The 22,155-nt window shown below is 67.5% G+C and carries 25 protein-coding genes; 6 read left to right on the forward strand and 19 right to left on the reverse strand.

Features of this window, described 5'->3' with window-relative positions; translation table 11 throughout:
• Positions 1–20: 20 nt before the first annotated feature.
• From ACZ6ZP_RS05055 to ACZ6ZP_RS05070, 4 genes are read right to left on the reverse strand one after another with little or no spacing between them, the layout of a single operon-like run.
• Positions 21–359 carry an RRQRL motif-containing zinc-binding protein gene (locus ACZ6ZP_RS05055; RefSeq protein WP_469405563.1) on the reverse strand — a complete coding sequence of 113 codons (339 nt, stop codon included), beginning with the start codon at positions 357–359 and terminating at the stop codon, positions 21–23.
• Positions 359–1,366, reverse strand: a complete 1,008-nt coding sequence (locus ACZ6ZP_RS05060) for a DUF2637 domain-containing protein (RefSeq protein WP_469405564.1) — start codon at positions 1,364–1,366, stop codon at positions 359–361. The genes ACZ6ZP_RS05055 and ACZ6ZP_RS05060 overlap by 1 nt, the downstream gene beginning before the upstream one ends.
• Positions 1,363–1,893: a hypothetical protein gene (locus ACZ6ZP_RS05065; protein WP_469405565.1), complete on the reverse strand. Its 531-nt coding sequence runs from the start codon at positions 1,891–1,893 to the stop codon at positions 1,363–1,365. Before ACZ6ZP_RS05065 ends, ACZ6ZP_RS05060 begins: the two co-directional genes overlap by 4 nt.
• Positions 1,890–2,156: a DUF6284 family protein gene (locus tag ACZ6ZP_RS05070; protein WP_469405567.1), complete on the reverse strand. Its 267-nt coding sequence runs from the start codon at positions 2,154–2,156 to the stop codon at positions 1,890–1,892. Before ACZ6ZP_RS05070 ends, ACZ6ZP_RS05065 begins: the two co-directional genes overlap by 4 nt.
• A 761-nt stretch (positions 2,157–2,917) precedes the next feature.
• On the opposite strand from ACZ6ZP_RS05070, the gene ACZ6ZP_RS05075 reads away from it, so the two are divergent.
• Positions 2,918–3,688 carry a helix-turn-helix domain-containing protein gene (locus ACZ6ZP_RS05075; protein WP_469405568.1) on the forward strand — a complete coding sequence of 257 codons (771 nt, stop codon included), beginning with the start codon at positions 2,918–2,920 and terminating at the stop codon, positions 3,686–3,688.
• On the forward strand, positions 3,685–4,158 hold the full coding sequence (locus tag ACZ6ZP_RS05080; protein WP_469405570.1) for an NUDIX hydrolase: 474 nt from the start codon (positions 3,685–3,687) through the stop codon (positions 4,156–4,158). Before ACZ6ZP_RS05075 ends, ACZ6ZP_RS05080 begins: the two co-directional genes overlap by 4 nt.
• On the opposite strand, the gene ACZ6ZP_RS05085 is transcribed toward ACZ6ZP_RS05080, so the two are convergent.
• Together ACZ6ZP_RS05085 and ACZ6ZP_RS05090 are read right to left on the reverse strand one after the other, a co-directional pair.
• Positions 4,146–4,715 carry an HD domain-containing protein gene (locus ACZ6ZP_RS05085; protein ID WP_469405571.1) on the reverse strand — a complete coding sequence of 190 codons (570 nt, stop codon included), beginning with the start codon at positions 4,713–4,715 and terminating at the stop codon, positions 4,146–4,148. The genes ACZ6ZP_RS05080 and ACZ6ZP_RS05085 overlap by 13 nt on opposite strands.
• Positions 4,716–4,726: 11 nt before the next feature.
• Entirely contained in the window at positions 4,727–5,173 is a 447-nt protein-coding gene (locus ACZ6ZP_RS05090) for a GntR family transcriptional regulator (protein WP_469405805.1), read from the reverse strand.
• Between the two features lie 250 nt (positions 5,174–5,423).
• Between ACZ6ZP_RS05090 and ACZ6ZP_RS05095 the strand changes: the two genes are divergently transcribed.
• Complete coding sequence (locus ACZ6ZP_RS05095; RefSeq protein WP_469405572.1) at positions 5,424–5,984, forward strand: hypothetical protein; 561 nt, start codon at positions 5,424–5,426, stop codon at positions 5,982–5,984.
• 1,437 nt (positions 5,985–7,421) lie between these two features.
• Here the strand turns inward: ACZ6ZP_RS05095 and ACZ6ZP_RS05100 are convergent.
• The 5 genes from ACZ6ZP_RS05100 to ACZ6ZP_RS05120 form a co-directional block, all read right to left on the reverse strand.
• Positions 7,422–8,852: an ApeA N-terminal domain 1-containing protein gene (locus ACZ6ZP_RS05100; RefSeq protein ID WP_469405573.1), complete on the reverse strand. Its 1,431-nt coding sequence runs from the start codon at positions 8,850–8,852 to the stop codon at positions 7,422–7,424.
• Positions 8,853–9,453: 601 nt separating this feature from the next.
• A complete protein-coding gene (locus ACZ6ZP_RS05105; RefSeq protein WP_351164566.1) occupies positions 9,454–10,224 on the reverse strand; it encodes an SDR family NAD(P)-dependent oxidoreductase in 771 nt (256 codons plus the stop codon).
• 45 nt (positions 10,225–10,269) lie between these two features.
• The gene (locus ACZ6ZP_RS05110; RefSeq protein WP_351164567.1) at positions 10,270–11,811 is read right to left on the reverse strand and encodes an MFS transporter; all 1,542 of its coding nucleotides are present in this window, start codon (positions 11,809–11,811) and stop codon (positions 10,270–10,272) included.
• Between the two features lie 140 nt (positions 11,812–11,951).
• On the reverse strand, positions 11,952–12,392 hold the full coding sequence (locus tag ACZ6ZP_RS05115; protein WP_366462011.1) for an SRPBCC domain-containing protein: 441 nt from the start codon (positions 12,390–12,392) through the stop codon (positions 11,952–11,954).
• A 44-nt stretch (positions 12,393–12,436) separates the two neighbouring features.
• A complete protein-coding gene (locus tag ACZ6ZP_RS05120) occupies positions 12,437–13,207 on the reverse strand; it encodes an SDR family NAD(P)-dependent oxidoreductase (RefSeq protein ID WP_351164569.1) in 771 nt (256 codons plus the stop codon).
• Positions 13,208–13,463: 256 nt separating this feature from the next.
• Between ACZ6ZP_RS05120 and ACZ6ZP_RS05125 the strand changes: the two genes are divergently transcribed.
• A complete protein-coding gene (locus ACZ6ZP_RS05125) occupies positions 13,464–14,348 on the forward strand; it encodes a helix-turn-helix transcriptional regulator (protein WP_351164570.1) in 885 nt (294 codons plus the stop codon).
• On the opposite strand, the gene ACZ6ZP_RS05130 is transcribed toward ACZ6ZP_RS05125, so the two are convergent.
• Positions 14,282–15,259: an Lrp/AsnC family transcriptional regulator gene (locus ACZ6ZP_RS05130; protein WP_366462025.1), complete on the reverse strand. Its 978-nt coding sequence runs from the start codon at positions 15,257–15,259 to the stop codon at positions 14,282–14,284. The genes ACZ6ZP_RS05125 and ACZ6ZP_RS05130 overlap by 67 nt on opposite strands.
• Between ACZ6ZP_RS05130 and ACZ6ZP_RS05135 the strand changes: the two genes are divergently transcribed.
• Together ACZ6ZP_RS05135 and ACZ6ZP_RS05140 are read left to right on the forward strand one after the other, a co-directional pair.
• Entirely contained in the window at positions 15,191–15,409 is a 219-nt protein-coding gene (locus ACZ6ZP_RS05135) for a hypothetical protein (protein ID WP_351164822.1), read from the forward strand. The genes ACZ6ZP_RS05130 and ACZ6ZP_RS05135 overlap by 69 nt on opposite strands.
• A 143-nt stretch (positions 15,410–15,552) precedes the next feature.
• Positions 15,553–16,353 (forward strand): AfsR/SARP family transcriptional regulator, encoded by an 801-nt coding sequence (locus ACZ6ZP_RS05140; protein WP_351164571.1) that lies wholly within the window; start codon positions 15,553–15,555, stop codon positions 16,351–16,353.
• A 79-nt stretch (positions 16,354–16,432) separates the two neighbouring features.
• Here the strand turns inward: ACZ6ZP_RS05140 and ACZ6ZP_RS05145 are convergent, their stop codons facing one another.
• From ACZ6ZP_RS05145 to ACZ6ZP_RS05175, 7 genes are all read right to left on the reverse strand, one after another.
• On the reverse strand, positions 16,433–17,155 hold the full coding sequence (locus ACZ6ZP_RS05145) for an HAD family hydrolase (protein ID WP_469405575.1): 723 nt from the start codon (positions 17,153–17,155) through the stop codon (positions 16,433–16,435).
• A complete protein-coding gene (locus tag ACZ6ZP_RS05150) occupies positions 17,148–17,297 on the reverse strand; it encodes a hypothetical protein (protein ID WP_351164573.1) in 150 nt (49 codons plus the stop codon). Before ACZ6ZP_RS05150 ends, ACZ6ZP_RS05145 begins: the two co-directional genes overlap by 8 nt.
• Positions 17,298–17,359: 62 nt before the next feature.
• Complete coding sequence (locus ACZ6ZP_RS05155) at positions 17,360–17,854, reverse strand: cupin domain-containing protein (RefSeq protein WP_399977282.1); 495 nt, start codon at positions 17,852–17,854, stop codon at positions 17,360–17,362.
• Positions 17,855–17,962: 108 nt separating this feature from the next.
• Complete coding sequence (locus ACZ6ZP_RS05160; RefSeq protein WP_469405577.1) at positions 17,963–19,648, reverse strand: 3-hydroxyacyl-CoA dehydrogenase family protein; 1,686 nt, start codon at positions 19,646–19,648, stop codon at positions 17,963–17,965.
• 12 nt (positions 19,649–19,660) lie between these two features.
• Positions 19,661–20,623 (reverse strand): aldo/keto reductase, encoded by a 963-nt coding sequence (locus tag ACZ6ZP_RS05165; protein ID WP_469405578.1) that lies wholly within the window; start codon positions 20,621–20,623, stop codon positions 19,661–19,663.
• A 31-nt stretch (positions 20,624–20,654) separates the two neighbouring features.
• Positions 20,655–21,887 (reverse strand): beta-ketoacyl-[acyl-carrier-protein] synthase family protein, encoded by a 1,233-nt coding sequence (locus ACZ6ZP_RS05170; RefSeq protein ID WP_361470093.1) that lies wholly within the window; start codon positions 21,885–21,887, stop codon positions 20,655–20,657.
• Positions 21,884–22,141 carry an acyl carrier protein gene (locus ACZ6ZP_RS05175; RefSeq protein WP_351164578.1) on the reverse strand — a complete coding sequence of 86 codons (258 nt, stop codon included), beginning with the start codon at positions 22,139–22,141 and terminating at the stop codon, positions 21,884–21,886. The genes ACZ6ZP_RS05170 and ACZ6ZP_RS05175 overlap by 4 nt, the downstream gene beginning before the upstream one ends.
• Positions 22,142–22,155: the final 14 nt, after the last annotated feature.

A 22,155-nucleotide genomic window follows, 5' to 3' on the forward strand; every position in this document is an offset into this window, starting at 1 on the left:
GGTTTGGGGTGCTGTGCGGGTCAGGCGGCGCACTGTTCGTCGGGGGCGGCGCAGGGGCCGCACATGCCCAGCGAGGTGGGGATGACGTAGCCGGCATCGCGCCCGCACTGCGGGCAGAGGCGGCGGGCGGCGTTGGCCTTGGCCAGCGCCGCCCACCGCGCCGGCGTCATCGGCCGCACCGGCCGGGCACGGTCGATGCGGTACAGGTAGGCCACCAGCGGACCCCGCCGACGCCGGGGCCGTTCGAGCTGCGCGGCGACGTCCTGCCCGCCGGGCCGCAGCCCCAGCGCGCGCAGTTGCCGCACGGTGGCGTAACCGTCCGGAGCCAGCCGCCAGCGGTAGACGGGAAGGGAGGCCATCAGTTGCTCGCGATGGCGAGTTCAGCCCCGCTGCTGCTGGGGTCGCGGTGATCGGCGTAGCGGGAGGACACCCAGCCCACCGACCAGCCGCACAGCTCCGCAGCCGACCGCACCGACAACCCCGCGCCGAACGCGGCCGCGACAATCCGCCGGGCCTCATCCTCGGGCAGCTTGCCCTGCGCGGGCCCGCGCTTCAGCAGCGCGTCGCGTTCACGGGCCAACCGCTCACGCTGCTCGCGCTGTTCACGGGCCGCTATCTCCGCGCGCTCGCGCTGCTCGGCCGCCACCTGCTCACGGGCCTGGCGTTCAAGCCGTGCGCGTTCGTGTTCACGGTGTTCACGCTCGCGTTCACGGCGTTCACGGATCTCCCGCTCAGCAGCCGCCGCCCGCTCCCGCTCCTCCCGCTCCTCGCGGCGCCGGGCGGCATCCCGTTCGGACTGTTCGCGGGCGAGGCAGGCTTCGTGCTCGCGCTGTTCACGGGCCACCTGCGCGGCGTGCTCGCGCTCCTCGCGTGCCTCCTGACGGATTCGTTCGGCCCGCTCGCGGGCCGCCTGCTCGCGCTGCGCGCGCTCGGCTTTCGCCCTGGCCTCCAGTACGGCCACGGCGGTGGCGATGGCCCGGCGGTAGGCGAGGCTGGTCTCCGCTGTGACGATCAGTAGAAGCGGGGCCACTGCGTGGACGGCCACGCCGACCAGGTCCTTCTTCAGGGCGGAGTCGGCGGTGTTCAGGGCGAGCGTCATGAGGCCGGTCATCCAGCGCAGCACGATGGGCCAGCGTCCGCCGTGCCCGCCCAGGCGGGCCAGCACGTCATCGAGCTTGACCACGATCACCACCGCGGCATCGACGACGAGCGGCAGGATCGGGGCCGTCCAGTCCCAGCGGTCGGCCGTGTGAGCGGCCATCAGCGGCGTGACGGTGAGGATGGAGTAGAGCATCGCCCCGCACACGATCAACCACGTACCGCCGGACAGGGCCTTCTCTGCTGAACGGGTCTGAACACTGTTCATGCCGCGCCTCCGACCGGCTCCGGGGCGGGCGCGAACGCCCGGCGGAACCCGTGCGAGGTGGCGTCGTAGATGAACGCCTCAACCCGCCACTCGCACTCGGAGGCACGGCGTTCATCGCAGGGCACCCAGTGGTCTGCGGTCAGCCCGTGCGTGGCGGTGTCGCCCTTGGCTTCCTCGCGCGAGCGGTAGATGGTGTGCGGCTCGCCGTAGTGGAGCAGCACCGTGAGTGTCTGCCCTTCCAGCGGCTCGCCGTCCAGCTCTTCCCGCAGGCAGCGGATCTCGATGTCCCGCAGGAGGAGTTCCTCCTGCGCGGCGGCCAGCTCGTCCAGCGTGTGGACCAGGAGCTCGCTTACCTCGGCCGTGGCGCTCTCGGCCCGCTCCGCGCGGTCGGTGACGGCGTACAGCTCCCGGACATGCCGGCCGAAGGCCTCGTTCGCCGCTGCGGTGACCTGGCGGGCGCGTTCGTCCGCCGCAGCCTCGCCCCTCACAAGCTGCTCGATGCGGGTCTGGGTGACGATGCGGATCATGCGGCATCACCCTCAGGGACGGCGGTGCCGCGGTTGGCGACGTCCACCCGAATTGCCAGCACCCTGTTCGCCGCACGGCGCAACCGGCGCTCATCCAGCGGCGTGGCCGGCCGGTCCAACAGGGCGATCTGCACGTCCAGCAACTCCAGCTCCGCGGCGATCAGCGGCGCCTCATCCTCGATGGCGTCCAGCTCCGCGGCCGTGGGCTCCAAGAACGGAGCGAACGCAGTAACGGCGTCCTGAACAGTCACGATGTGCTTCATGGGTCGTGTCTCCCTGGTAGTAGGCAACGGCCCGAACAGCGCCCCGGAGTAGCCGCTCCGGGGCGCCCGCCGTTGGAAGGAAAGCCGCCGTCACGGCGGCACGGCCGTCATCGCGACGGCCACAGAGCCCCGACCGGGAGTCGAACCCGGCCAGGGCGATGAGCAGTTGCGGTGCGGCTTCACTGCGCTCCGTTGCCGCGGAGAGCGGTTCCGAGCCGCGAGGGTCGGGCGCGTCATCGTCACTGCTCTGACGCCAGCAGGGCGGCGCGCATCAGGTGGCACACCAGGGGCTGACCTCCAGTGATGGAGGGATGATCCCGAGGGGCGTTCTCCAGGGCTGACACGCGGGACAGGACACGATCACCTGCCGCAAAGGGGCCGCCGGACGACCATCACCCGGTCGTCACGGGGACGGGGACTCTCACCCCGTCGACTTGGCACGCTGTTCAGTTCACAAGCCGCATTCGCTTCCTTCGAGGCAACCCGCCTGATACGGACCCCTCCGGGCGTTGGCGCAGGTCAAGCAGTCGTGCATCCACGCCTCACTCAATGCGAGTCATGTACTACATGTCTCTTACCGTGACAGAACAGTTCCGCGTCGTCAACCTTCGGATTGCTCGATGTCGGAACTGCCGCCCTCGATCAGCGACATGACCAGCTTCGCAACGAAGCGCCGGACGTTGGACTCCGCGCATGTACGACTTGCATCCGACTCGCTAGGGTCGAAGTCGTCCCAGAACGTCCCAGACGGGGGAGGTCGTATGGCGAACGAGAGGCTCCGCGGGGCGATCGTGGAGAGTGGCCTCAAGTTGGAGCAGGTGGCGGCACGTATCGGGGTATCCCCCAAGACCGTGGACCGCTGGATCTCCGAGCCAAACCGCAAGCCCTACAGACGATTTCAGTACGCGGTCGCCTCGATGCTTCAGCGCGAAGTCTCGTACCTCTGGCCCGACGAGCGGACCTCTGAGGAGGTCACCGCCTCCAGCGACTCAGAGGTGATGAAGCTCTACCCTCACCGCTCCGTCGTTCCGCCAGACACCTGGACGAAGCTGTACGCCGACGCGACAACGCACTTCGACGTGCTGGTCTACTCGGGATTTTGGCTAACCGAGGACGCACGGTTTCACCGGCTCGTACGAGAGAAATCGGCCGCCGGCGTGCCCGTGCGGTTCATGCTCGGCGACCCCGATAGCGCGGCCGTCGCCGTCCGCGGCGGGGATGAGGGCATCGGAGCAGCCATGGCAGGCAAAATCCGCAACGCCCTCATGAACTACGCGCCGCTCTTCCGACTTCCGAATGTGGAGTTCAGGCTCCACGACACGACTCTCTACAACTCCATCTACCGGGCAGACAACCAGCTGTTAGCAAACGGGCACGTCTACGGCGTAGGCGCCTACATGGCGCCCGTACTCCACCTTCAGCGCATCCCCGGCGGCGAACTCTTCGACACGTATACAGAGAGCGTGGAACGCGTGTGGGAAGCCGCACGACGGATCACTTCGCCAACCAACCACGAAGGCGACACAACATGAGTCGTACCGACCACTTCCGTGACCCGAATGCCCCCGCAGCCAACTCGGTCGTACCGTCCGTCACTGCGGTCGTTCGCAACGCGCAGGGAAACGTTCTGCTCATCCACAAGACCGACAACGGACTGTGGGCACTTCCCGGTGGTGGCCACGACGTCGGGGAGAGCGTGGAGCATACAGTCGTACGCGAGGTGGACGAAGAGACCGGAATTGCTGTCGTCGTGGAGGACATCGTGGGTCTCTACACCGACCCACAACACGTCATCGCCTACGACGATGGTGAAGTTCGACAGCAGTTCTCAATTTGCTTCCACGCTCGCCCTGTCGGCGGCAGTCTCCGTACCAGCTCCGAATCCAAAGAGGTCCGCTGGGTCTCCCCTGCGGACCTTGACACGTTGGACATTCACCCGTCCATGCGACTCCGAATCACCCACGGTCTCGACGACTCACGGACCACGCCCTACATCGGCTGATTCGCCTGCTCCGCGGACGAAAGACGTCCCTCCACGCGATGCACTGCGGCGTGAATCTCCGGGGCAGCGCGTTGGATGAAGCGACCCACGATGGTGTCTGGCCCGTAGCGCCCTACGATCTCAGCAACCCGAGCGTCGGACGTCGTGTGTTCACCGTCCGGCGTGGTCGTCATGTCACAGAAGATCAGCGCGTCCACCAGAGCGGGGCGCTCCAGCTCGAACTCGCCCTCCAGCTCCTCACGGAGCCCTCGCTCCTCCGCCTCCAGCAGAGCGCACGAGTGGTGCGCCACAAGGCAGACGACTCGCTCATCCACGCCTTCCTGGTCACGGAGGAATCGGGCACCATCGAGCGGATGGAAGCCGGTGGAGGCGATCCGCGGCGAGTAGCCGATGTCGTGGAGGACTGCCGCGGACTCCATCAGGGCTGCGTCGTCACCCAGGATCGGCTGAAGGGAACGCGCCCGCTCAGCGACTCCAAGGGAGTGCGACCAGCGTCTCGGCAACGGTTCGGACAGCAGCGATTCGGCGAGGCCGTAGGCGCGCTCAGTGAGATCCATAGGGACCAAGGCTACGAGGCTTCCTGCCCCGTCGGGAGAGCTCGAACCTGCCGCCGGCGGTTCGGGCCCATCTCGATTAGGCCCCGCCCTTCCAGCAACGCGAGAGCGGAACGCACTGCTGTACGGGACACCCCGAACTCGTCGCACAACTCTTTTTCGGAGGGGAAGAGATCGCCCACTTCGGCCCCCTCGCGACGCAGGAGGTCTGTCACCTTCTCAACGAGCGGTCGACGGTCACCAGTCCCCGTCACGAACCAGCCCGCGCCCTGAACGGACTCGATGACACCGTCGGCCTTCAGCATCTTGAGCGCACGGCCGATCGTGGAGCGGCCCACGCCGAAGGTGCGCATCAGCTCCGCTTCGGAAGGAAGCGCATCGCTGATCTTGCCCTTCTCGATCTGCTGTCGCAGAGACTCCGAGATCTGCAAGTACGTACCTCGCGGACTGGCCTGCGGCACGTAGCCCTCCCCTTCATCAGCTTCGGTGGCGGCTCTTTCATGAAAGATGACCACCTCCAGCTTCGCATGCGGCGACTCGCGCGCCGAGCCCCTTGACCGTTGAACGGGCCCCTCGCAAGCGAGGGGCAAAACGGCACATCACGCTGACGCCTCCGACACCTCCGCCCGAACTGTGGGGGCATTTCAAGTCTTCGAGTCGGATTCCGCTGATCGCGGCGTATAGCGACAACTGACAGCCCAGAATGGTGAGATGGATATGTCCGAACCCTACGCAACAACGGTCGCGGCAGTAGCACCTGTGATCTGGGCGATCGGTACCGTCGAAGTTCATCAAGCGTTGAAGCGCGTGTGGGCTTTGCGCGATGCACGAGATGCCCGAATTACGGAGGCTCAAATTGCTATAGCGGCCGTCGACGATGCAGCGGGCCTAGCTCGGGTGCGCCGAGACTGGGCAGATATAGACAAGCAGAGCTGGCGTGCGCTGCCCATGACTCTTCTCTACCTGGTATGGGTTTGCCTAGGATTAGCCATGGCCCTCTGCACGATCGAGTCCCTGAGCTGGCTGTCCGAGACAGGGGGACCGGGAAAAATAAGCGGTCCGGACCCTTCCACGGCTAGGTTTTGCCAATTAGCCCTTACAGCGGGTCTTGGTTTCATCACTCTCCTCCCCGTTGGCACCGCAATGACAGAGGCCATTCGTTCCCTTCAGCGAAAAAATGCCAAGGAAAGAGAGTTCAACACACTCGAAGCTGAGGCCGTTTCTCGAATTGAATCTCATGTTTCAATTCCGAGAAGGTCCGTAGAACCCTGACCACACCGTGAAGCGATTCAGCCTCCCGCGCACTCTCCGCTAGGTCAGCGAATAGGGAGGCTCAAAATACCGCCGAACCTCTTCTCTGAATTCCTCATTGACCATCATGGCGTGATGAATATCCACGGGCTCACCAAACCCAGCCGGTATTTTTAGCAGCCATCCAAGGTTACTATCTCGCAAGTTCCTTTGCGTAACCCATACCGGGACGCGACGCCGCCCTGACGTTAAATATTTTCCATCATTCGCCCACATCACCGACAAGATGGCGGCAGCGCAAGCCTCTTTATAAAACACCCCGAAATCAGCATGCAGAATTCTGTGAGCTACCTCTCGGACACTTTGCCTACTGCCTCGGAAGTATGACACCACTCGATCCACATCATCACTGCTTGACCAGCCTAGGTCGACGAACGCTTCTCCCAGTATTTCTACCCCAATCTGATCAATCCCCGAGTCGCAAGCAGCGAGAAAGTGCTGGTACGCAGAGTTCAGAAGTCGAGGATCACCGCTAGGCGTAAAGCTTCTCCGAACTCCCAGGTTCGCCCATGAAATGTGATCGACAGCGAGTCGATGAGTTCCAGAGACGTTCGCCTCCCGAGCGGCATTCCAATAGGCGTCGTCAGGGTCGATAACTTCTTTTAATCGACTATTCATCGCCCTGAGCGCGCACGTGAGAATTACTCGCCCAGAAATCAAATGAGAACTGTCCCAAGTCCACTGAAGCCCTGAGTAGAAGTTCTGCTCAATGCACCTATAAGTATGCGACCCCTGCCATGAATAGCGGGCGATCGTGCTCGCACACAGCTCCGCCGTAGGTGGCAGGAGTGAAGTGGATCCCCGACCGCGTCCTGCAGATTGGCGCACATTTCTAGGCATAAGCCCTGATTGTCGCCATCGTTCCAATTGGTACGGACTTACTTCATAACCACGTCTAGCCAGGGCCGCGATGAGGTGTCCGTCCGCCTGACTGGTGACTCCACGAGGCATGGCCAGAGGATAGAACCCCGCGAACATTATCCGGTAAACACCGCTGCCCCTCCTTCAATGGTTCTGAGGCCCGGATCCCTCTGGGCCGTACATGGAGGTGACACCGATGCTCAGCTGCCGTTGCGGCAGAAGGACAGATCGCTCCCCTGTCGGCGTACGAACCGCCCAGCAGGGGACGCCAGCCGGCCACAGGTCCACGGCGAGGCGGCCTCCGCTCCTGACGCCCAGGGGCCCCGCGTCTCGGCATCGGTTACGCGGGCTTCTTGAAGCTGCGACCGATGAGGCGATCCGCACGACAGTGAGGGCGGGAGGAAGCGGCGTTCTACTTGTCGCGGCCTACTGGTGGACCAACCGCTAGGCGCCACACCGAGTGCTAGCCCGTCCCCTAGCGAATGCCTGGAACAGGTGACGTTCGCATAAGTCGGCATGTCCTCTACCAGCCATGGGCTAGAGGACATGCCAGTCGCCACGATCGATTGACTCGAGTAGCGGATCTCCTGGCAGATTGAGGGATTGGAGCGCTAAACCTACTGCCATGGTGTGTGCAAGACGAGTCAGCCTAATCAACTGATCTGGCGTGGGACGCTCTCCTCCGTGGGCGAGATTATTGCGGACCCTTCCCATAATTTGCCATACATCTCGCGGATTTTGAGGGATGATCCCATTCAGAAATTCCGGCAAGGGAGAAATATGCGGCGTAATACGTTGCCTTAGTTCCTCTGGAAGGTCTGCAAACAGCTGGCGTAGCCGATCGTGCAAATCATAGGTCCCAAGGCCGTTGAGCCAGTCATCGAGCCATTTCACGTCATCACGGTCCACTCCCTCCGTCGCTTTAAGCCGCCTAAGTACCCCCTTTCGCTGCTCCTTGAAGTCTGTACGACTCATCGGACCTTCACCATGCTTGACGGAATGATAGCTTTCGAGTGAGGGAATTACCGACAGATACCGCGATTTCCAACTCCGATCGGTGCGGAGCGAAACTGTAAGGTACTCGAAGAATACGTCGTATTCCCCTTGCATGCCTTGCCAGTCTTTTAGTAGCTGCGCAAGACTGACGCCACTTGACCCTAGCTGGAGCAGAGTCGTAATTCCACCTGCGTACGGGCGACTGGCCGAATACGGCTCTTGGGAGATTTCCTGGGAAAAAATCTGAACTGTTTTCTGTGGCTCGCCATGCACCCTGAGCAGAACCCATGAAATCGGTTGTGCTTGCGTGGTAGCGAACTGCGTGAGCTCAACAAGAGGGCGAACGTATTCCGCCATCCACTGCTCTGCCGACCGCGCCCTACCCTTCACAGTGATCACGGGATAGGGCGAAACGGAATAACTATAGCCGCGCTCAAACTTGACATATGGCGCGTATTTGAGCGAGATTTCCTCATCAATCCCGGCACACCATTTTTGGTCTACCTCGCTATCCCATTTTGCACCAAACTCCATCTCTGGAGCATGGGCACTTGGGATGGTGATTTCCTTGAGGGGCCTACGGCCGGAGAATTCCGTCAGGCCTCCGACCTGAAATTCCACCGAGTCGAACACCTGGGACTCTGCTGAAATTTCAAGGCCACAAAGAGCCGCTCTTGCCCGGATACGGGCTTGTTCAGGGAAAATGTAATCGATCCTAGCGTCAATGAGCACCACCTCCTGATTGGTGCGCAAGCGCCCTCGAAGTACCGGATGATTTACCGTCGTGGGAGTGTGGATACGCGGCTCGGGGCTTTCGGGAGTGACATTGGAAGTCCACCATTCTCCGGGAATATTGAAAATATCCCCCTGAGGTCCTCTATCGCCAGCTAGTTCCAGCGTCCCGGTGAGGTTCACGCCGTCTACGACCCACGTGCACTGGTACTCATCCGAAGAGATCGGCAGCTTCTTCATGGATGAGATTATCCCCGTCTGCGTCGATTTTGCACAGATATCGCGGATGCTTCGGCGGCTGAAGACGGGCTGAACTGGTTCTAGGGCTCTCGCGATAGGGCAGGTCGCACCTTGCATGACGCCACGAAGAGGCTTCTCACGGAGCTCCCCATTATCCGGCCAGGAGTCCGGGAGGCGATCCGCGCCCCGGAGTCGTAGCTTCCGGTGCATTCGCGGTGGCGCCGAGTGCCCCATCCACGCGACGCTGCACTGCGCCGCAGGTCAGCGCACTGATCACCTTGAACCGGGCCAGTCTCTTCTAAGCGCTTGGCCGCAGGTTCGAGTCCTGCCGGGGGCGCACAGCGCTTTTCTTGTTCGGCCCTCCCTCGGGGAGGGCCTTTTTGCGTGGGTGCGGCGTGTGGCCGGTGGGTGCCCGTGCGCTCGGCGGGCCCGGCAGGTGCGAGGCACGCTAGCGAGGGCGTCGTAGCGGTGGCGTAAGCGCGTGGTCGGGTGGAGAGCGGGGACGTAAGCGCGTGGTCGGGTGGAGAGCGGGGGCGTAAGCGCGTGGGTGGGTGAGTGCAGGCGTAGGCGCGTGTGCGGGGGCAGCGGGGGCCCGCAGGCTTCAGCGGTTCACGTAGCCGCCGTCCACCGGCAGCACCGTGCCCGTCACGTAGGACGCCCGGTCGCTCAGGAGCCAGGCCGCCGCTTCGGCGACTTCCTCGGGGGCCGCCGTGCGTCCCTGGGGCGTCGCCGCGTGGATCACGTCCTCCAGGCCGGGGTTGCTGGCGTACCAGTCCACCGTGATCTCGCTGCGCGTCGAACCGGGGGCCACCGCGTTCACCCGGATTCCCTGCTGGGCGTACTCCTCGGCCGCGGCGCGCGTGAAGCCGATGACGGCGTGCTTGGAGGCGACGTAGGGGGCCGCCGTCGCGATGGCGACCAGGCCGCCGACGCTGCTGTTGTTCACGATCGAGCCACCGCCGCCGTTCAGCATCGCGGCGATCTCCGGGCGCAGGCAGTTCCACAGGCCCCGGACGTTGGTGTCGACGATGCGGTCGTAGACGTCGTCGCCCATGGTGTGCAGCGGCTCCGGATTTCCGCCGGTGCCCGCGTTGTTGAAGGCCCCGTCCAGCGTTCCGTGGCGCTCCACGGCGGTGTCGACCGCCCGCTGTGCGTCCTCGCTGCGCGTCATGTCCGCCACGACGTACGACGCCTTGAGGCCCTTGGCGGTCAACTCCGCCACGTTCTGGGCGAGTTTCTCCTCGCGGCGAGCGGTCAGGACCACCGCGGCGCCCTCGCGGGCGAACACCGCGGCGGCCGCCGCGCCGATGCCGCTGCTGGCCCCGGTGACCAATATGACCTTGCCCGATAGCAATCCAGCCGAATCAAACATGCGGGCCAGTCTGCCATCGGGCACGGTCGTGCGGATCTTGAACCCTCAGGAGACGCTGTCCGCGGTGGCCTCGCTGCGCTGCGGCGCGGGCTCCTGCCCGCCACGGGCGACCGTCACCTCCGGCTTGCGCTCGGCCAGCATCATGTAGATGGCCACCGACAGGAGCGCGCAGATCACGGCGCTCGCCCAGAGGACGGCCTGCCAGGCGTCCGTGAAGCCCTCGGCCACGAAGTCGAAGAAGCTGGGACGTACGTCCGCGGGCAGCTTCTCCAAGGGGCCGGTCAGGTCGCCCGAGTTGACGTTGTTGGCCAGCTCACCGGACTCGCCCTTGTAGGCGGGGAACTTGTCGAGGCCGTCGTTCAGCCAGTTCTGTACGAGGTTGACGAGCGCCGAGCCGGCCGCGGCGATGGCAACGGCCTCGCTGCCCAGGCGCAGGGTGTTGAGGAACCCCGCGGCGGTGCCGGTCGCCTCGGGGGCCACCACCGTCAGGACCGCGCCGTCGACCAGGCCGAAGTTGAGGCCCAGACCGATGCCGAGGAGGATCAGCGGGCCCGCGAGCGCCCCGAGGCCGATGCCGGGTTCGAGCACGACGGCGAGCCAGGCGACGCCCAGGGTCAGACAGGCCAGGCTGAGCGCGAAGACCGAACGCGCCGACCAGCCCCACTTGACCAGGCGCCCGGCGAGCAGCGGCGTGGGCAGGATGGGCAGCGTCATCAGGAGCATCGTGCTGCCCGCGGCCTGGCTCGTCGACTTGTTGGCGACCAGCAGGTAGTTCGGCAGCAGCGGCAGCAGGATCACGAACGCGAAGGTGACGACGACGGGGATCAGGCAGAGCGCCATGAACTTGGCGTTGCGCAGCAGCTGGAGGTCGAACATCGGATGCGTCTGCCGCTTCTCCACCACGACGAAGACGGCCATCAGGAGCACGGCGCCGGCCAGGCAGCCGAGGACGCCCGCGCTCGCCCAGCCCCACTGCGGCCCCTCGACCATGCCCAGCATGAGCAGGAAGAGGCTGCCGACGAACGTGGCCGTGCCCGGCCAGTCGACCTTGGCCGCGGTCTCGCTGCGGGACTCCTGCATGAACGGTACGGCGAACAGGACGAGCAGCATCAGGGCGGCGTGCGCCCCGTAGAAGGAACGCCAGCCGAGGGTGTCCGCGAGAACACCGGCGATCATGGCGCCCAGCGCGAGTCCTGCGCCCGTGGCGATACCGACGGCGGCGAACACCCGGGTACGGGCCGCGCCTTCGAAGCTCGTGGCGAGGATGGAGCTGCCGCTGGTGAGGAGCCCGGCGGCGCCGATTCCGGCCACCGCGCGCGCCAGGTCGAGCACGTAGATGTCGGTCGCCAGCGCGCTGACGAGCGATGCCACGGTGAACAGCACGGCACCGATGGCGAACACGCGGCGCCTGCCGAGCAGGTCGGCCAGGGCTCCGCAGGCCAGCATGAAGCTGGCGAAGGTCAAGTTGTAGGCGTGCACGACCCATTGCAGGGCATCAAGGGATGCGTCCGTGTCCAGGCCGATGTGCGGCAGCGCCACACCCGAGCCGGTCACGGAGGTCGGCAGGATCAGCAGGGTCAACAACACTGCGATCATTGTCACTTGGGGGCTGGGCCCCCGGCTTCGCCCACCTGAACGGGAAGACAACGTGTGCGCTCCTTAGTCGCATGCCGCGGCTCGTCGGCCGACGGCCGTCCGCGTGCCGCTGTGAACTGCCTGCGTGTGCTTTACGCGATCGATTCGGCGCGCACCTTGAGTGCCGCGTTCATGAGCATGAAGCCCTCTTCGATCCGCCACACCATGCCGCCGGCGAAGGGCATGGTCAGGCCGCCGAAGTCCTCCCGCTGACGCAGGAGAACCCCGCCGTTCTCGCCCTTCTCGAGCAGGAACTCGTGCCGCGCCCGGAAGACGTTGGGGTGCCGGATGATGCCGGACCACTGGAGCTGGCGGTTCTTCTCGACCACGGTGACCGTGGGCTTGTGGACCTCTTCCTCGGACTTCTTGGGGCGCTGCATCCGCAGGCTCAGTTCCTGGCCCACCTCGGCCTTGCCGCGCGCCTCGATGATGAAGGGGTTCCAGTCGCGGTACCGGTCGAAATCGACGACGACGTCCCACACCACGTCGAACGGCGCGTCGATGCTCACGGAGGTCTCTATGCTGCGACGCATTCCACAACCCTTGTGTAGTAGATGAGTTCGGGGATGACGGGCGGTCAGGCGGGGATGGAGTTGGCGACGCCGCCGTCTACCAGCAGGTCGACTCCGTTGACGTAGGAAGCGGCGTCAGAAGCGAGAAACGCGACGGCGGACGCGACCTCCTCGGGGGTGCCGATCCGCTTGAGCACCACGTCCTGGCGGCTCGCCTCGCGGGCCTCCTCGGTGGGGACGGACTCGCGGAACATGTCGGTGTCGATGTAGCCGGGGCTGATGGCGTTGACCCTGATGCCGCGGTCGGAGAGGTCGCTGGCGAGGGTCTTGGCCAGGTTGGCCGCGGCGGCCTTGGCGGCAGCGTACAGCGAGCCGATGGCCAGGCCCTTGTGGTGGGTCCACGACGCGTTGATGACGATCGAGCCGCCGTCGGTGAGCAGCGGGAGCGCGTGCTTGACGGTGAAGAAGACGCCCTTGAAGTTGGCGTCCACCACGCTGTCGAAGTCCTCCTCGGTGAACTCCTCGATCCGCTTGAAGACGCCGATCCCGGCGTTGGCGAACACCACGTCGATCCGCTCGAAGCGCTCGCGCACCTCGTCCATGAGCCGGTCGAGGTCGGCCGGCCTGGAGACGTCGGCGGGCAGCGCGAGCAGCCGGTCACCCGCGTCGAGACGCTCGGCGGCGCCCTTGAGGCGGTCCTCGCTGCGCCCGGTGATGACCACCTTCGCGCCCTCGTCGAGAAGGAGCCTGGCGGTCGCGAATCCCATGCCGGTGGCGCCGCCGGTGATGAGGGCGACCTTGCCGTCGAAACGGGCCGATTCAGAAGTGCTCTGCATATTGAAATCCCCAGCCATTGAATTGATATGAGCTCCACGAAGGCGTGATCGACGCGACGTGGGAAGTCCGGGACAGTGGGCTGATCACGCTTCTGCGGAAGGGCAGCCTGCGTGCAGTCGGCCTGCGGAGGGGCAGCTTCTTCGCTGCGGGTGCCTCGACGGGAGAAGAGTCCCCGTACGAGGCAGGTTCGTGCTCACGTGGAGCATCATGCTCGCTATTGCCGAGACATGAGTAGAGCCAACTTATGGTGGTGTTATGACCACCACCCACACCACAGCCGTCCGTGCGGTTCAGGCCAGGCCGCGACGGGAGGACCTGCGTGACTTCCTGCGCACGCGCCGCGCCAGGGTGATGCCCGAGGACGTCGGCCTCCCCGGCCGCGGCCTGCGGCGGACCCCTGGCCTGCGCCGCGAGGAGGTGGCCACGCTCGCCGGTATCGGCGTCTCCTGGTACACCTGGCTCGAACAGGGACGGGTCATCAAGGTCTCGGACTCCGTCGTCGAGTCGATCAGCCGCGTCCTGAGCCTCGACTCCGCCGAACGCGGGTACTTCTACCGCCTGGTGGGGCTCAACCCGCCGCCCGCGGTGGCGGCGGCGGACACGGCTCCCATGCCCGAGCTCGAACGGCTCATGGACTCATGGTCGCCGTATCCCGCCTACGTCCTCGACCGCTGGTGGAACTACGTCCTGACCAACTCCTCGGCGCAGGCGGTGTTCGGCGTGCCGCGCCGTGGTCAGAACTGCCTGGTCCTGTTCTTCACCGAGCCGAGATACCGGCACTTCTTCACCAACTGGTCCACCCTCGCGCCTCAGGTCGTGGCCGACTTCCGGAGCGCCGCGGCGTCGTTTCCCGATGACGCGCGATTCACCGCGATTCAGCGCGGGCTTTACGAAAGGAGCCCGGAATTCGCGCAATTGTGGGATCAGCACGAAGTGCGTGCGGAATCGAACGGCACGAAGGCGGTGGTCCATCCGGTCATGGGCGAGATGACATTTGATCACCTCGTCATGCATCCTTCGACACGGCAGGACCTGCGGGTCTCCGTGCATTTGCCGCGCGACAGTGAGGCGCGTCACAAACTGGAGCGGCTCCTTTCCCCTTCGGATTCCGCATCCTTGATCACGGAGCCGCGCTTGTAGGCATGCGTGATGAGTTCACAGGAGAAATCCGCGATGTGCGGAATACTCCCCAACTCCTCGCCGAAGAAGCGGTAGAGGTCGGCCTCGTGCGCCACCGCGACCTCCAGGATCAGGTTGTGCGTCCCGGTGATCGCCGCGCAGTAGCGCACCTGCGGGCAGGCGGCCAGGGCGGACCCGACGGAGTCCAGGCCGGCCGGGCTGACCTTGAGGCAGATCTGGGCCTGCACGGGCAGCCCGAGCAGCGCGGGTTCGATCTCGGTGCGCAGGCTCAGGATGCCGCGCGCCAGCAGGGAGTTGACCCGGCGGCCCGCGGTCGCCACGGAGAATCCGAGCTCGCCGGCCATGTCGGTGAGGCTGATCCGCGCGTTCCTGATCAGCGCCGCCGCGACGCGGTGATCGGTGGTGGTCAGCTCGTACCGGTCCTCGAGCGGTGAGATGAGCCGCACCGCACCCGCCCGCAGGGCGCGTTCCTCGGCCGTCGTGAGGACGGGCGCGTGCCACTCGGCGACCGTGGTGAACGTCCGCAGCGTGGTGCCGACATGGAACTTCTCGACCGTGGTGACGTCGGGTATCCCGTCCGTCATCAGGGTGTGAAGTCCGCCACCTCCGGCGACCACGACCTCGCACCACAGGACGTCGCTTCGACCGCTGACGGCGACGACGCGCCTTATGTCCGGGCACTGCGCGAGGGTACGGGCGGCCCGCTCCACGCAGCCCCTCTCCACTTCGAGGCGGAGCTGGACCGCGCTCCCCAGGCCGCTGCGCGCCGGATCGAAGAGTGCCGTCGGATGAATCACCCGCCAGGCCACGAGGCGTTGGATTCGCCTGGCCACGGTGCGTTCGTGCTCGCCGAGGGCTCTTCCGATTTCACCGCTTCCGGCGCGCGGGTTCAGTTGCAGAGCGGCGACCACACGGCTGTCGGCGGCATCGAGAGTGTCGGAATTTTTCATCACTGCGGGATCATCGCAAGTTCCCGACAGTTTTGCCTGGTCATGTTGTCTGAACTCACCGCTGTGGTGCAGGATTCATTCACGTACTGGCACCGCTGTGCTCGTACGTGACAGAGACTCAGGGGGAATCGCGCATCGGCCAACGCTGCGGGTGGGGGCATGTCGATGGAGCCATGCACTCAGGAAGCGGTCGGTGCGCGCTCTCTTTTTTTACCAAAAACAAACCGCCATCGCGGTTTATTCGGGAGGACTCGATGGAGTTCCGCACACTCGGAAACCTGGCCCTTCTCGTCGACCGACGCGACATCACCCCGACCGCTCCCAAGCAGCGCCAGGCTCTGGCGCTGATCACGCTGCGGGCCGGTCAACGCGTCAGCATGCCCACGCTCATCGACGAGATCTGGGGAGGCGTCGCGCCGCGCACCGCGATGACGGCGCTGCAGACGTACGTGGGCCTGATCCGCCGCGCCATGGCCGAGGCCACCGGCAGCACGGTCAAGGACGTGGCGGCGGAGCGCCTCATCACGGACGGGAACAGCTATCTGCTCAACGTCGGCGACGGCGAGTGGGACAAGCCCGTGTTCGAACGGCTCGTCCAGGACAGCAGGGAGGCCTTCGCCCGCGATGACGCGGCCGAGGCCGAACGCCTGCTGCGCCAGGGCCTCACGCAGTGGCACGGGCGGCCGCTGGCCAACGTACGGACCGGCCGGCTCCTGACGCCGCACGTCCAGCGGCTGGTCGAACTGCACCTGGGCGCACGGACCCTGCTGGTCGACGCGATGCTGCGGATGGGGCGCACCCAGGAAGCCGTCGAGGAGGCGCGGGAGCTGGTGACCGAGCACCCCTACCACGAGCACGTGCACGCGCAGCTCATGCGGGCGCTGTACTCCTCGGGGCGCAGGGTCGGGGCGCTGGAGGTCTACCAGCAGCTGAGGAACCGGATGAAGGACAGCCTGGGCATCTCCCCGTCCCCCACCATCAACACCCTGCACCACGTGCTGCTGCAGGACGAGCCGGACGAGCAGTTCCTGGCCCTGTCGGGAGTCGCGTCCTGAGCCGGGTGGAACCGATGCCGTGTACGCGTGTGGGGGGTGCCGCGACAGCGGCACCCCCCACACACATCGGCACGTCGGCTCAGACCGGCACGCCCGGCAGTCTGCTGCCGCCCGCCTCGGCGACGTACGCGGCGAGCACGGTGTCGTCGCCCACGGCCACCGGGTGGCCCACGGCCTTCAGCAGGGACAGGTCCGACGCGTGATCGCCGTAGGCGGACGCCTCGGAGGGGGCCAGGCCCCGTTCCGCCAGGAGCTTCAGGGCCGCGTTGGCCTTCTCGTCGCCGATCATCGGGGTCTCCAGGTGCCCCGAGTAGCGGCCGTCCGCACGCTCCGGTTCGCTGCACAGCAGCAGGTCCGCGCCCAGGAGTTCACGGACCGGCTCCAGACAGGGTGCGAAGGAGCCGGAGACGAGGACGGTGAGCGCGCCCGCCGCGCGGTGCCGTTCCAGGGCGGCCACCGCGGGAGCGTGCAGCGCGCCGCCGCCCGCCAGTTCGCCGGCGAACCACTCGCGGCCGTGCCGCATCACTTCCTCCACCGGCTGTCCGGCGTAGTGGCGGTAGTAGTCGCGGTTGGTCTCGGAGCGTGTGACTCCGGCGGCGGCCCTGGCCCGCAGGTCCGCCTCGGCCTGCCGGTACCGCTCGGGCGGCAGGCCCCTGGCCGCGAAGTGGTGGGCGAGGAAACGGAACATGCTCTTGAAGGTGAGCAGGGTCTCGTCCACGTCGAAGAAGGCCACCGCGATGGGGGCGCTGCCCTTGGCCACCCCTTCCCCGCCCCTCCCGGTCTTGACCGGCCTCTCAGGCATGACCGGCCTCGCCCTCGAACGCGAGGAACGTCACGGTCCGCGGCAGCAGCGTGCCGACCAGGGCGAGCGGGCCGCGGGCCGTGCCGGCCACCGGCGGGGGCTGATGCCCGGCGGGCGGTGTCGGGTGCACGGCGGCGAGCATGAGAGAGGTCCATTCCTCGAGGAACGCGGGGGGCCGCGGGGGCTTTTCGGGCTGCTGCGGGCTCACTTCGACGTGTCGCAGCCCGGGTCGGGCGCCGGGGTCGAGAAGCCCGCGCCTTCCGGGAGCACGTCGGTGATGTAGAGGACCACCGGTTCGGTGCCCTTGTTGACGCCGTAGTGAACCTCTTCGGGCCCGGTGGGCTCGACCAGCGCGTCGCCGGGCCTGATGACGCGGGCCTTGCAGTCGGAGCCGTTGTAGCGGGTCAGCGTCCCGGACTTGATGACCGCGATCTCCTCGCCCTGGTGGTAGTGCCAGCCCGTGTTGGCACCCGGCGGGATGACGGCCTTGCGGAAGACGAGGTGGCGCGGCCCGTCCGCGTTCACCTTGAAGGGCAGCTCGGACCGGCCCTCGGAGAGGGTCTCGCTGGTGATCGGGCCGGGGTCGGCCGTACCGGACGTGGTGGCGTTTGCGACCCCGCCGGCGGTGAAGCACAGGGCCGCGGCGAGGACGCCGTAACCGAGCTTGCGCCGACGGGGGGTCAGGAAGGAGCGGGACATGTCGTGTCGCCTTTCGGTGGTCGGATGTCGCTGGCGCCGCCGGGAGTCACTGGGTCTCCCGGGTGCGGTGGAGCTGGTGAGCGCCGTACGGGTGGAATGCGGGGCGGCTCAGGCCGCGGCGGGCCGTTCCTGGGCGGTCAGATACGCGCGTACGCCGCGCCCCGAGCTCTTGCGTCCCAGGAAGCCGTCGGCCACGAGCTGTTCGAGGAGGCGTACGGGAGCCAGTTCGGGCCTGCCCGTGTCCTCGTGGAGGCGGCGCTGGACCTCCAGGGCCACATCGGCGCCGACCGTGTCCAGGAGCCGGGTGGGCCCGAGCGGCTGCTGTCCGACGGACTTCATGACGGAGTCGAGGAGAGCAGGCCGCACCCCGTCCGCGCCCAGCAGCCCCAGGGCGTCGTTCAGATAGGGGAAGAGCAGCGCGTTGACGAGGAAGCCGGTGCGGTCCGCGCACTCCACCGGGACCTTGCCCAGACGGTCGAGGACGGCGCGCGCCCTGTGCAGCGCGGCGTCCCCGGTGTGCTTGCCGTGGACCAGTTCCACCAGCCGCATGGCGGGCGGCGGGTTGAAGAAGTGCAGTCCGAGGACGTCCTGCGGGCGGCCTGTGGCCTCCGCGACGGCGTGCACGGGGAGGCTGGAGGTGGTCGTGGCGAGCAGGGTCCCCGGCCGGCACACCCGGTCGAGGTCGGCGAACAGGGTCCGTTTGACCGCCAGGTCCTCGACGACGGCCTCCACCACGAGATCCGCGTCCGCGGCCCGCGCCAGGTCGGTGGTCCCGGTCCAGCGGGCGAGCGCATCCGCGAGGTCCTCGGGGCCGGTGCCGGAGCGCTGGAGGCCGAACTCGACGGCTTCGCGGGCGTCTTCCGCCTTCCGCTCGGTGCGGGCCACCAGCAGGACGCGGTGGCCGGCGCGCAGGAACACCTCCGCGATGCCGGTGGCCATCGTGCCCGAGCCGATCACGGCGACGGTGTCGACGCCCGGGTCGGCGGCCCGGGGCGGCCGATCTGCCGGTGCCGCCGGTTCGGCGACGAGGGGGGCCGGGTCGTAGCGGTCGCCCAGGCGCTGGTGCAGCCCCTCCAGGATGTCGCGGGCCGTGCGGTGGCCGATGGCGTCCAGGATTCGCAGGGGGCCCTCGTCCCAGCCGCAGCCCAGGCGCAGCGCCGTGTCGAGGGACTCCCGGTCGGCGTAGCCGTCGTGGTAGGTCCAGGCCGCCTGGTTCAGGATGCCGAACAGGAGGGCGGGGGCGAGGGACCCCGGGCGGTCGGGCACCGCGTACGGGGTGATGCCCATGCCCTTCAGGAGCTCCGTGACGCGGGCCGCGGTGGCGTCCGACGTGTGCGGGGCCCTGGCCAGCTCGGCGGTGTCGAGACGGTCGGCGCGGACGAACCGCAGGGCGAGCAGCTCGGCCCCTTCCGGGTCCGCCAGTTCGGCCACCGGTGTGGTGAGCGCCGTGGTCACCACGGGGGCGCCGGTGTAGAGGGCCAGGGCCCGCAGGACGGCACGCTTGCGGGCCTCGGGCTCCGGCAGCGCTTCGAAGACCACCTCTGCCGCGGCGGTCGCCGAGAGGTCGTCGGTGACGGTGAGCAGGTCGGAGGGGGTCGCGGCTCGGGCGCGCGCGGCGGCTCGGGCGTCCGGCTCGACCCCGGTCGTGCGGATACCCGCCGCGACGAGGCGGCGGACCAGCTCGGTGCCGGTGGCGCCGAGCCCGACGACGGCGGCGGAGGCGGGCGCCGGACCGGGGGCGGGCGCAGGGCCGGGGTCGGGTGCCCGGCCGGGGTCGGAAGGTGTCGCTGCCATGACGTACGCCCCTCAGTACCGGCTGCCGACGGGCGCGGGCACCCGGTCGAGCTCGGCCACGTCGTCCACGGTCAGCTCCAGCGACGCGGCCCCGATGTTCTCGGCCAGGTAGCGCGGGTTCTTGGTGCCCGGGATCGGGAGGACGTGCTCCCCCTGGGCCAGCGTCCAGGCGATGGCCACCTGCGCGGGAGTCGCCCCGTGCCGGGCGGCGATGTCGCGTACGGTCTCCACGATGCGCAGGTTGGCGGTGAACGCCTCGTCGGCGAACCGGGGGTTGCTCGCCCTGAAGTCGCCGTCCTCGAAGGCGGGCGAGGCGAACGCCCCGGTCAGGAATCCCCGGCCGAGCGGGGCGAACGGCACGAACGCCGCTCCGTGGTCGGCGCACCATCCGACCATGTCCGCGCCGGGGGCCAGCGCGTCACGCGTCCACAGCGACAGCTCGGACTGGACGGCCGACACGGGGTGGAGGCGGTGGGCGGTCTCCGCCTGCCGCACGGTCGCCTCGGAGAGGCCGATGCGGCGCACCTTGCCCTCGCGCACGAGCTCGGCGAGCTGGCCCCAGGACTCCTCGAGCGGGACCTGCGGGTCCACGCGGTGCAGGTAGTACAGGTCCAGGGTCTCCCTGCGCAGGCGGCGCAGGGATGCCTCGACGGACTCCTTGATGTGGCGGGGCGAGCCGTCCCGGCTCAGGGCCCGGGTGGCCAGGTCGTCCACGACGATGCCGACCTTGGTGGCCACGACCACGTCGTCCGCGCGTCCCTCCAGGGCGCGTCCGACGAGGGATTCGTTGTGGCCGTCGCCGTACGCGTCGGCGGTGTCCAGGTGGGTGACGCCCGCGTCGACGGCCTGGCGGATCACGGCGACGGACTGCTCGTCGTCGCGCCGGGACTCGGCGTACCCCCAGCTCATCCCCATGCAGCCGAGGCCGATCGCCCCGACGACCGGTCCCCCGTCGGCGAGTTGACGTGTCTTCACTGATGCTCCTGTCCGGTGGTTGCGTGGGTGTTCAGGGCGTGGTCAGGACGAGGGCAGCGTTGTGCCCGCCGAATCCCAGGGAGGTGCTGACCGCCACCTCCAGCGGCGCGTGCCGGGCCGTGCCGGTGACCACGTCGATGTCGATCTCCGGGTCGAGTTCCGTCACGTTGGCCGTCGGCGGGACGACGCCGTGCCGCAGGGCGAGCGCCGTGTAGGCGGTCTCGACGGCTCCGGCGGCCGCCAGGGTGTGGCCGGTGACGCCCTTGGTCGAGGTGACCGCCGGGCCGTGGCCGAGCACCCGGCGCAGGGCGCGCGCCTCGGTCAGGTCGTTCAGCGGCGTCGACGTGCCGTGGGCGTTGACGTGGTCGACGTCGGCCGGGGTGACACCGGCGTCGGCGAGCGCGGTGCGCAACGCCCTTTCGAGACCGGCGCCTTGGGGGTCAGGGGCAGTTGCGTGATGGGCGTCCGACGACGCGCCGAATCCGACGATCCGCGCGTATCCGCGCCGGCCCCTGGCCCTGGCGTCCCGCTCGCGTTCCAGGACGAGCACCGCGGCCCCCTCGCCGGCGACGAAGCCGTCCCGGTCCGCGGCGAAGGGCCGGGACGCGGCGCCCGGATCGCCCCTGCGGCCGGACAGCGCGCCCATCCGGGACAGGCCGGTCATGGTGGCCGGGCTGATCGCGGATTCCGTGCCGCCGGCCAGCACGACGTCGCACAGGCCCGCGTCGAGCCACTGCCGCGCGGTGCCGACGGCGGAGGCGCCCGAGGCGCAGGCCGTGGCCGTGACCAGGCTCGGGCCGTGGACGCGCTGGTCCATGGCGACGTATCCGGCCACCATGTTGACCATGCCCATGGGGATCATCAGGGGCGACACGTCCTCGGGTGCGCCGTCGTAGTAGACGCGGTGCTGCTGCTCGAACGTCGCGGTCCCGCCCAGGGAGTTGCCAAGGACCACACCGACCCTGGCCGCGTCCCAGCTCGCGGAGTCGAGCCCCGCGTCGGCGACCGCCTGCCGGGCGGCGACCAGGGCGAGCTGCACGAAGCGGTCCAGCTTCCAGGCCGTACGCCTGCCGAGCAGGTCGTTGGCGTCGAAGTCGGGCACCCGGCAGGAGAAGTCGACTTCCATGCCGTGCAGCAGGGGGTCGGGCGCGGCGGCGGAGACGCCGGAGCTGACGCGTTTCCAGTTCTCCTCGACGCCGGAGCCTGCCGGGGTGACCAGGCCGATTCCGGTGATCGCTACGGTGCTCGCGGAGGTGCCGCTCACACCCGGGGGCCCTTGGCCTCGATGACCGCCACCGCGTCGTCGAGGGTGAACGAGGACTTCAGTTCGCCCTCCTCCAGCACGATGCCTATTTCCTTGCGCAGGATCAGGCCGAGTTCGACGAGGATGAGCGAGTCGATGTCGAGCTCCTCGAAGGAGGCCCCGGAGAGCACCTCGTCCGCGGGCAGTCCGAACTTCTCGGTCAGGATGGTCACCAGCAGGCTCTTGATCTTCTGCGTCTCGGTCGCCGTGGTCATGGCTGTTCCTCTCG

This window comes from Streptomyces sp. NPDC054047 (assembly GCF_055585065.1).

What these genes read in the sequence shown, in the direction of transcription:
- ACZ6ZP_RS05055 (WP_469405563.1), bottom strand. Translation starts at nt 359, where the DNA reads ATGGCCTCCCTTCCCGTCTACCGCTGGCGGCTGGCTCCGGACGGTTAC.
- ACZ6ZP_RS05060 (WP_469405564.1), bottom strand. Translation starts at nt 1,366, where the DNA reads ATGAACAGTGTTCAGACCCGTTCAGCAGAGAAGGCCCTGTCCGGCGGT.
- ACZ6ZP_RS05065 (WP_469405565.1), bottom strand. Translation starts at nt 1,893, where the DNA reads ATGATCCGCATCGTCACCCAGACCCGCATCGAGCAGCTTGTGAGGGGC.
- ACZ6ZP_RS05070 (WP_469405567.1), bottom strand. Translation starts at nt 2,156, where the DNA reads ATGAAGCACATCGTGACTGTTCAGGACGCCGTTACTGCGTTCGCTCCG.
- ACZ6ZP_RS05075 (WP_469405568.1), top strand. Translation starts at nt 2,918, where the DNA reads ATGGCGAACGAGAGGCTCCGCGGGGCGATCGTGGAGAGTGGCCTCAAG.
- ACZ6ZP_RS05080 (WP_469405570.1), top strand. Translation starts at nt 3,685, where the DNA reads ATGAGTCGTACCGACCACTTCCGTGACCCGAATGCCCCCGCAGCCAAC.
- ACZ6ZP_RS05085 (WP_469405571.1), bottom strand. Translation starts at nt 4,715, where the DNA reads ATGGATCTCACTGAGCGCGCCTACGGCCTCGCCGAATCGCTGCTGTCC.
- ACZ6ZP_RS05095 (WP_469405572.1), top strand. Translation starts at nt 5,424, where the DNA reads ATGGATATGTCCGAACCCTACGCAACAACGGTCGCGGCAGTAGCACCT.
- ACZ6ZP_RS05100 (WP_469405573.1), bottom strand. Translation starts at nt 8,852, where the DNA reads ATGAAGAAGCTGCCGATCTCTTCGGATGAGTACCAGTGCACGTGGGTC.
- ACZ6ZP_RS05105 (WP_351164566.1), bottom strand. Translation starts at nt 10,224, where the DNA reads ATGTTTGATTCGGCTGGATTGCTATCGGGCAAGGTCATATTGGTCACC.
- ACZ6ZP_RS05115 (WP_366462011.1), bottom strand. Translation starts at nt 12,392, where the DNA reads ATGCGTCGCAGCATAGAGACCTCCGTGAGCATCGACGCGCCGTTCGAC.
- ACZ6ZP_RS05120 (WP_351164569.1), bottom strand. Translation starts at nt 13,207, where the DNA reads ATGCAGAGCACTTCTGAATCGGCCCGTTTCGACGGCAAGGTCGCCCTC.
- ACZ6ZP_RS05125 (WP_351164570.1), top strand. Translation starts at nt 13,464, where the DNA reads ATGACCACCACCCACACCACAGCCGTCCGTGCGGTTCAGGCCAGGCCG.
- ACZ6ZP_RS05140 (WP_351164571.1), top strand. Translation starts at nt 15,553, where the DNA reads ATGGAGTTCCGCACACTCGGAAACCTGGCCCTTCTCGTCGACCGACGC.
- ACZ6ZP_RS05145 (WP_469405575.1), bottom strand. Translation starts at nt 17,155, where the DNA reads ATGCCTGAGAGGCCGGTCAAGACCGGGAGGGGCGGGGAAGGGGTGGCC.
- ACZ6ZP_RS05150 (WP_351164573.1), bottom strand. Translation starts at nt 17,297, where the DNA reads ATGCTCGCCGCCGTGCACCCGACACCGCCCGCCGGGCATCAGCCCCCG.
- ACZ6ZP_RS05155 (WP_399977282.1), bottom strand. Translation starts at nt 17,854, where the DNA reads ATGTCCCGCTCCTTCCTGACCCCCCGTCGGCGCAAGCTCGGTTACGGC.
- ACZ6ZP_RS05160 (WP_469405577.1), bottom strand. Translation starts at nt 19,648, where the DNA reads ATGGCAGCGACACCTTCCGACCCCGGCCGGGCACCCGACCCCGGCCCT.
- ACZ6ZP_RS05175 (WP_351164578.1), bottom strand. Translation starts at nt 22,141, where the DNA reads ATGACCACGGCGACCGAGACGCAGAAGATCAAGAGCCTGCTGGTGACC.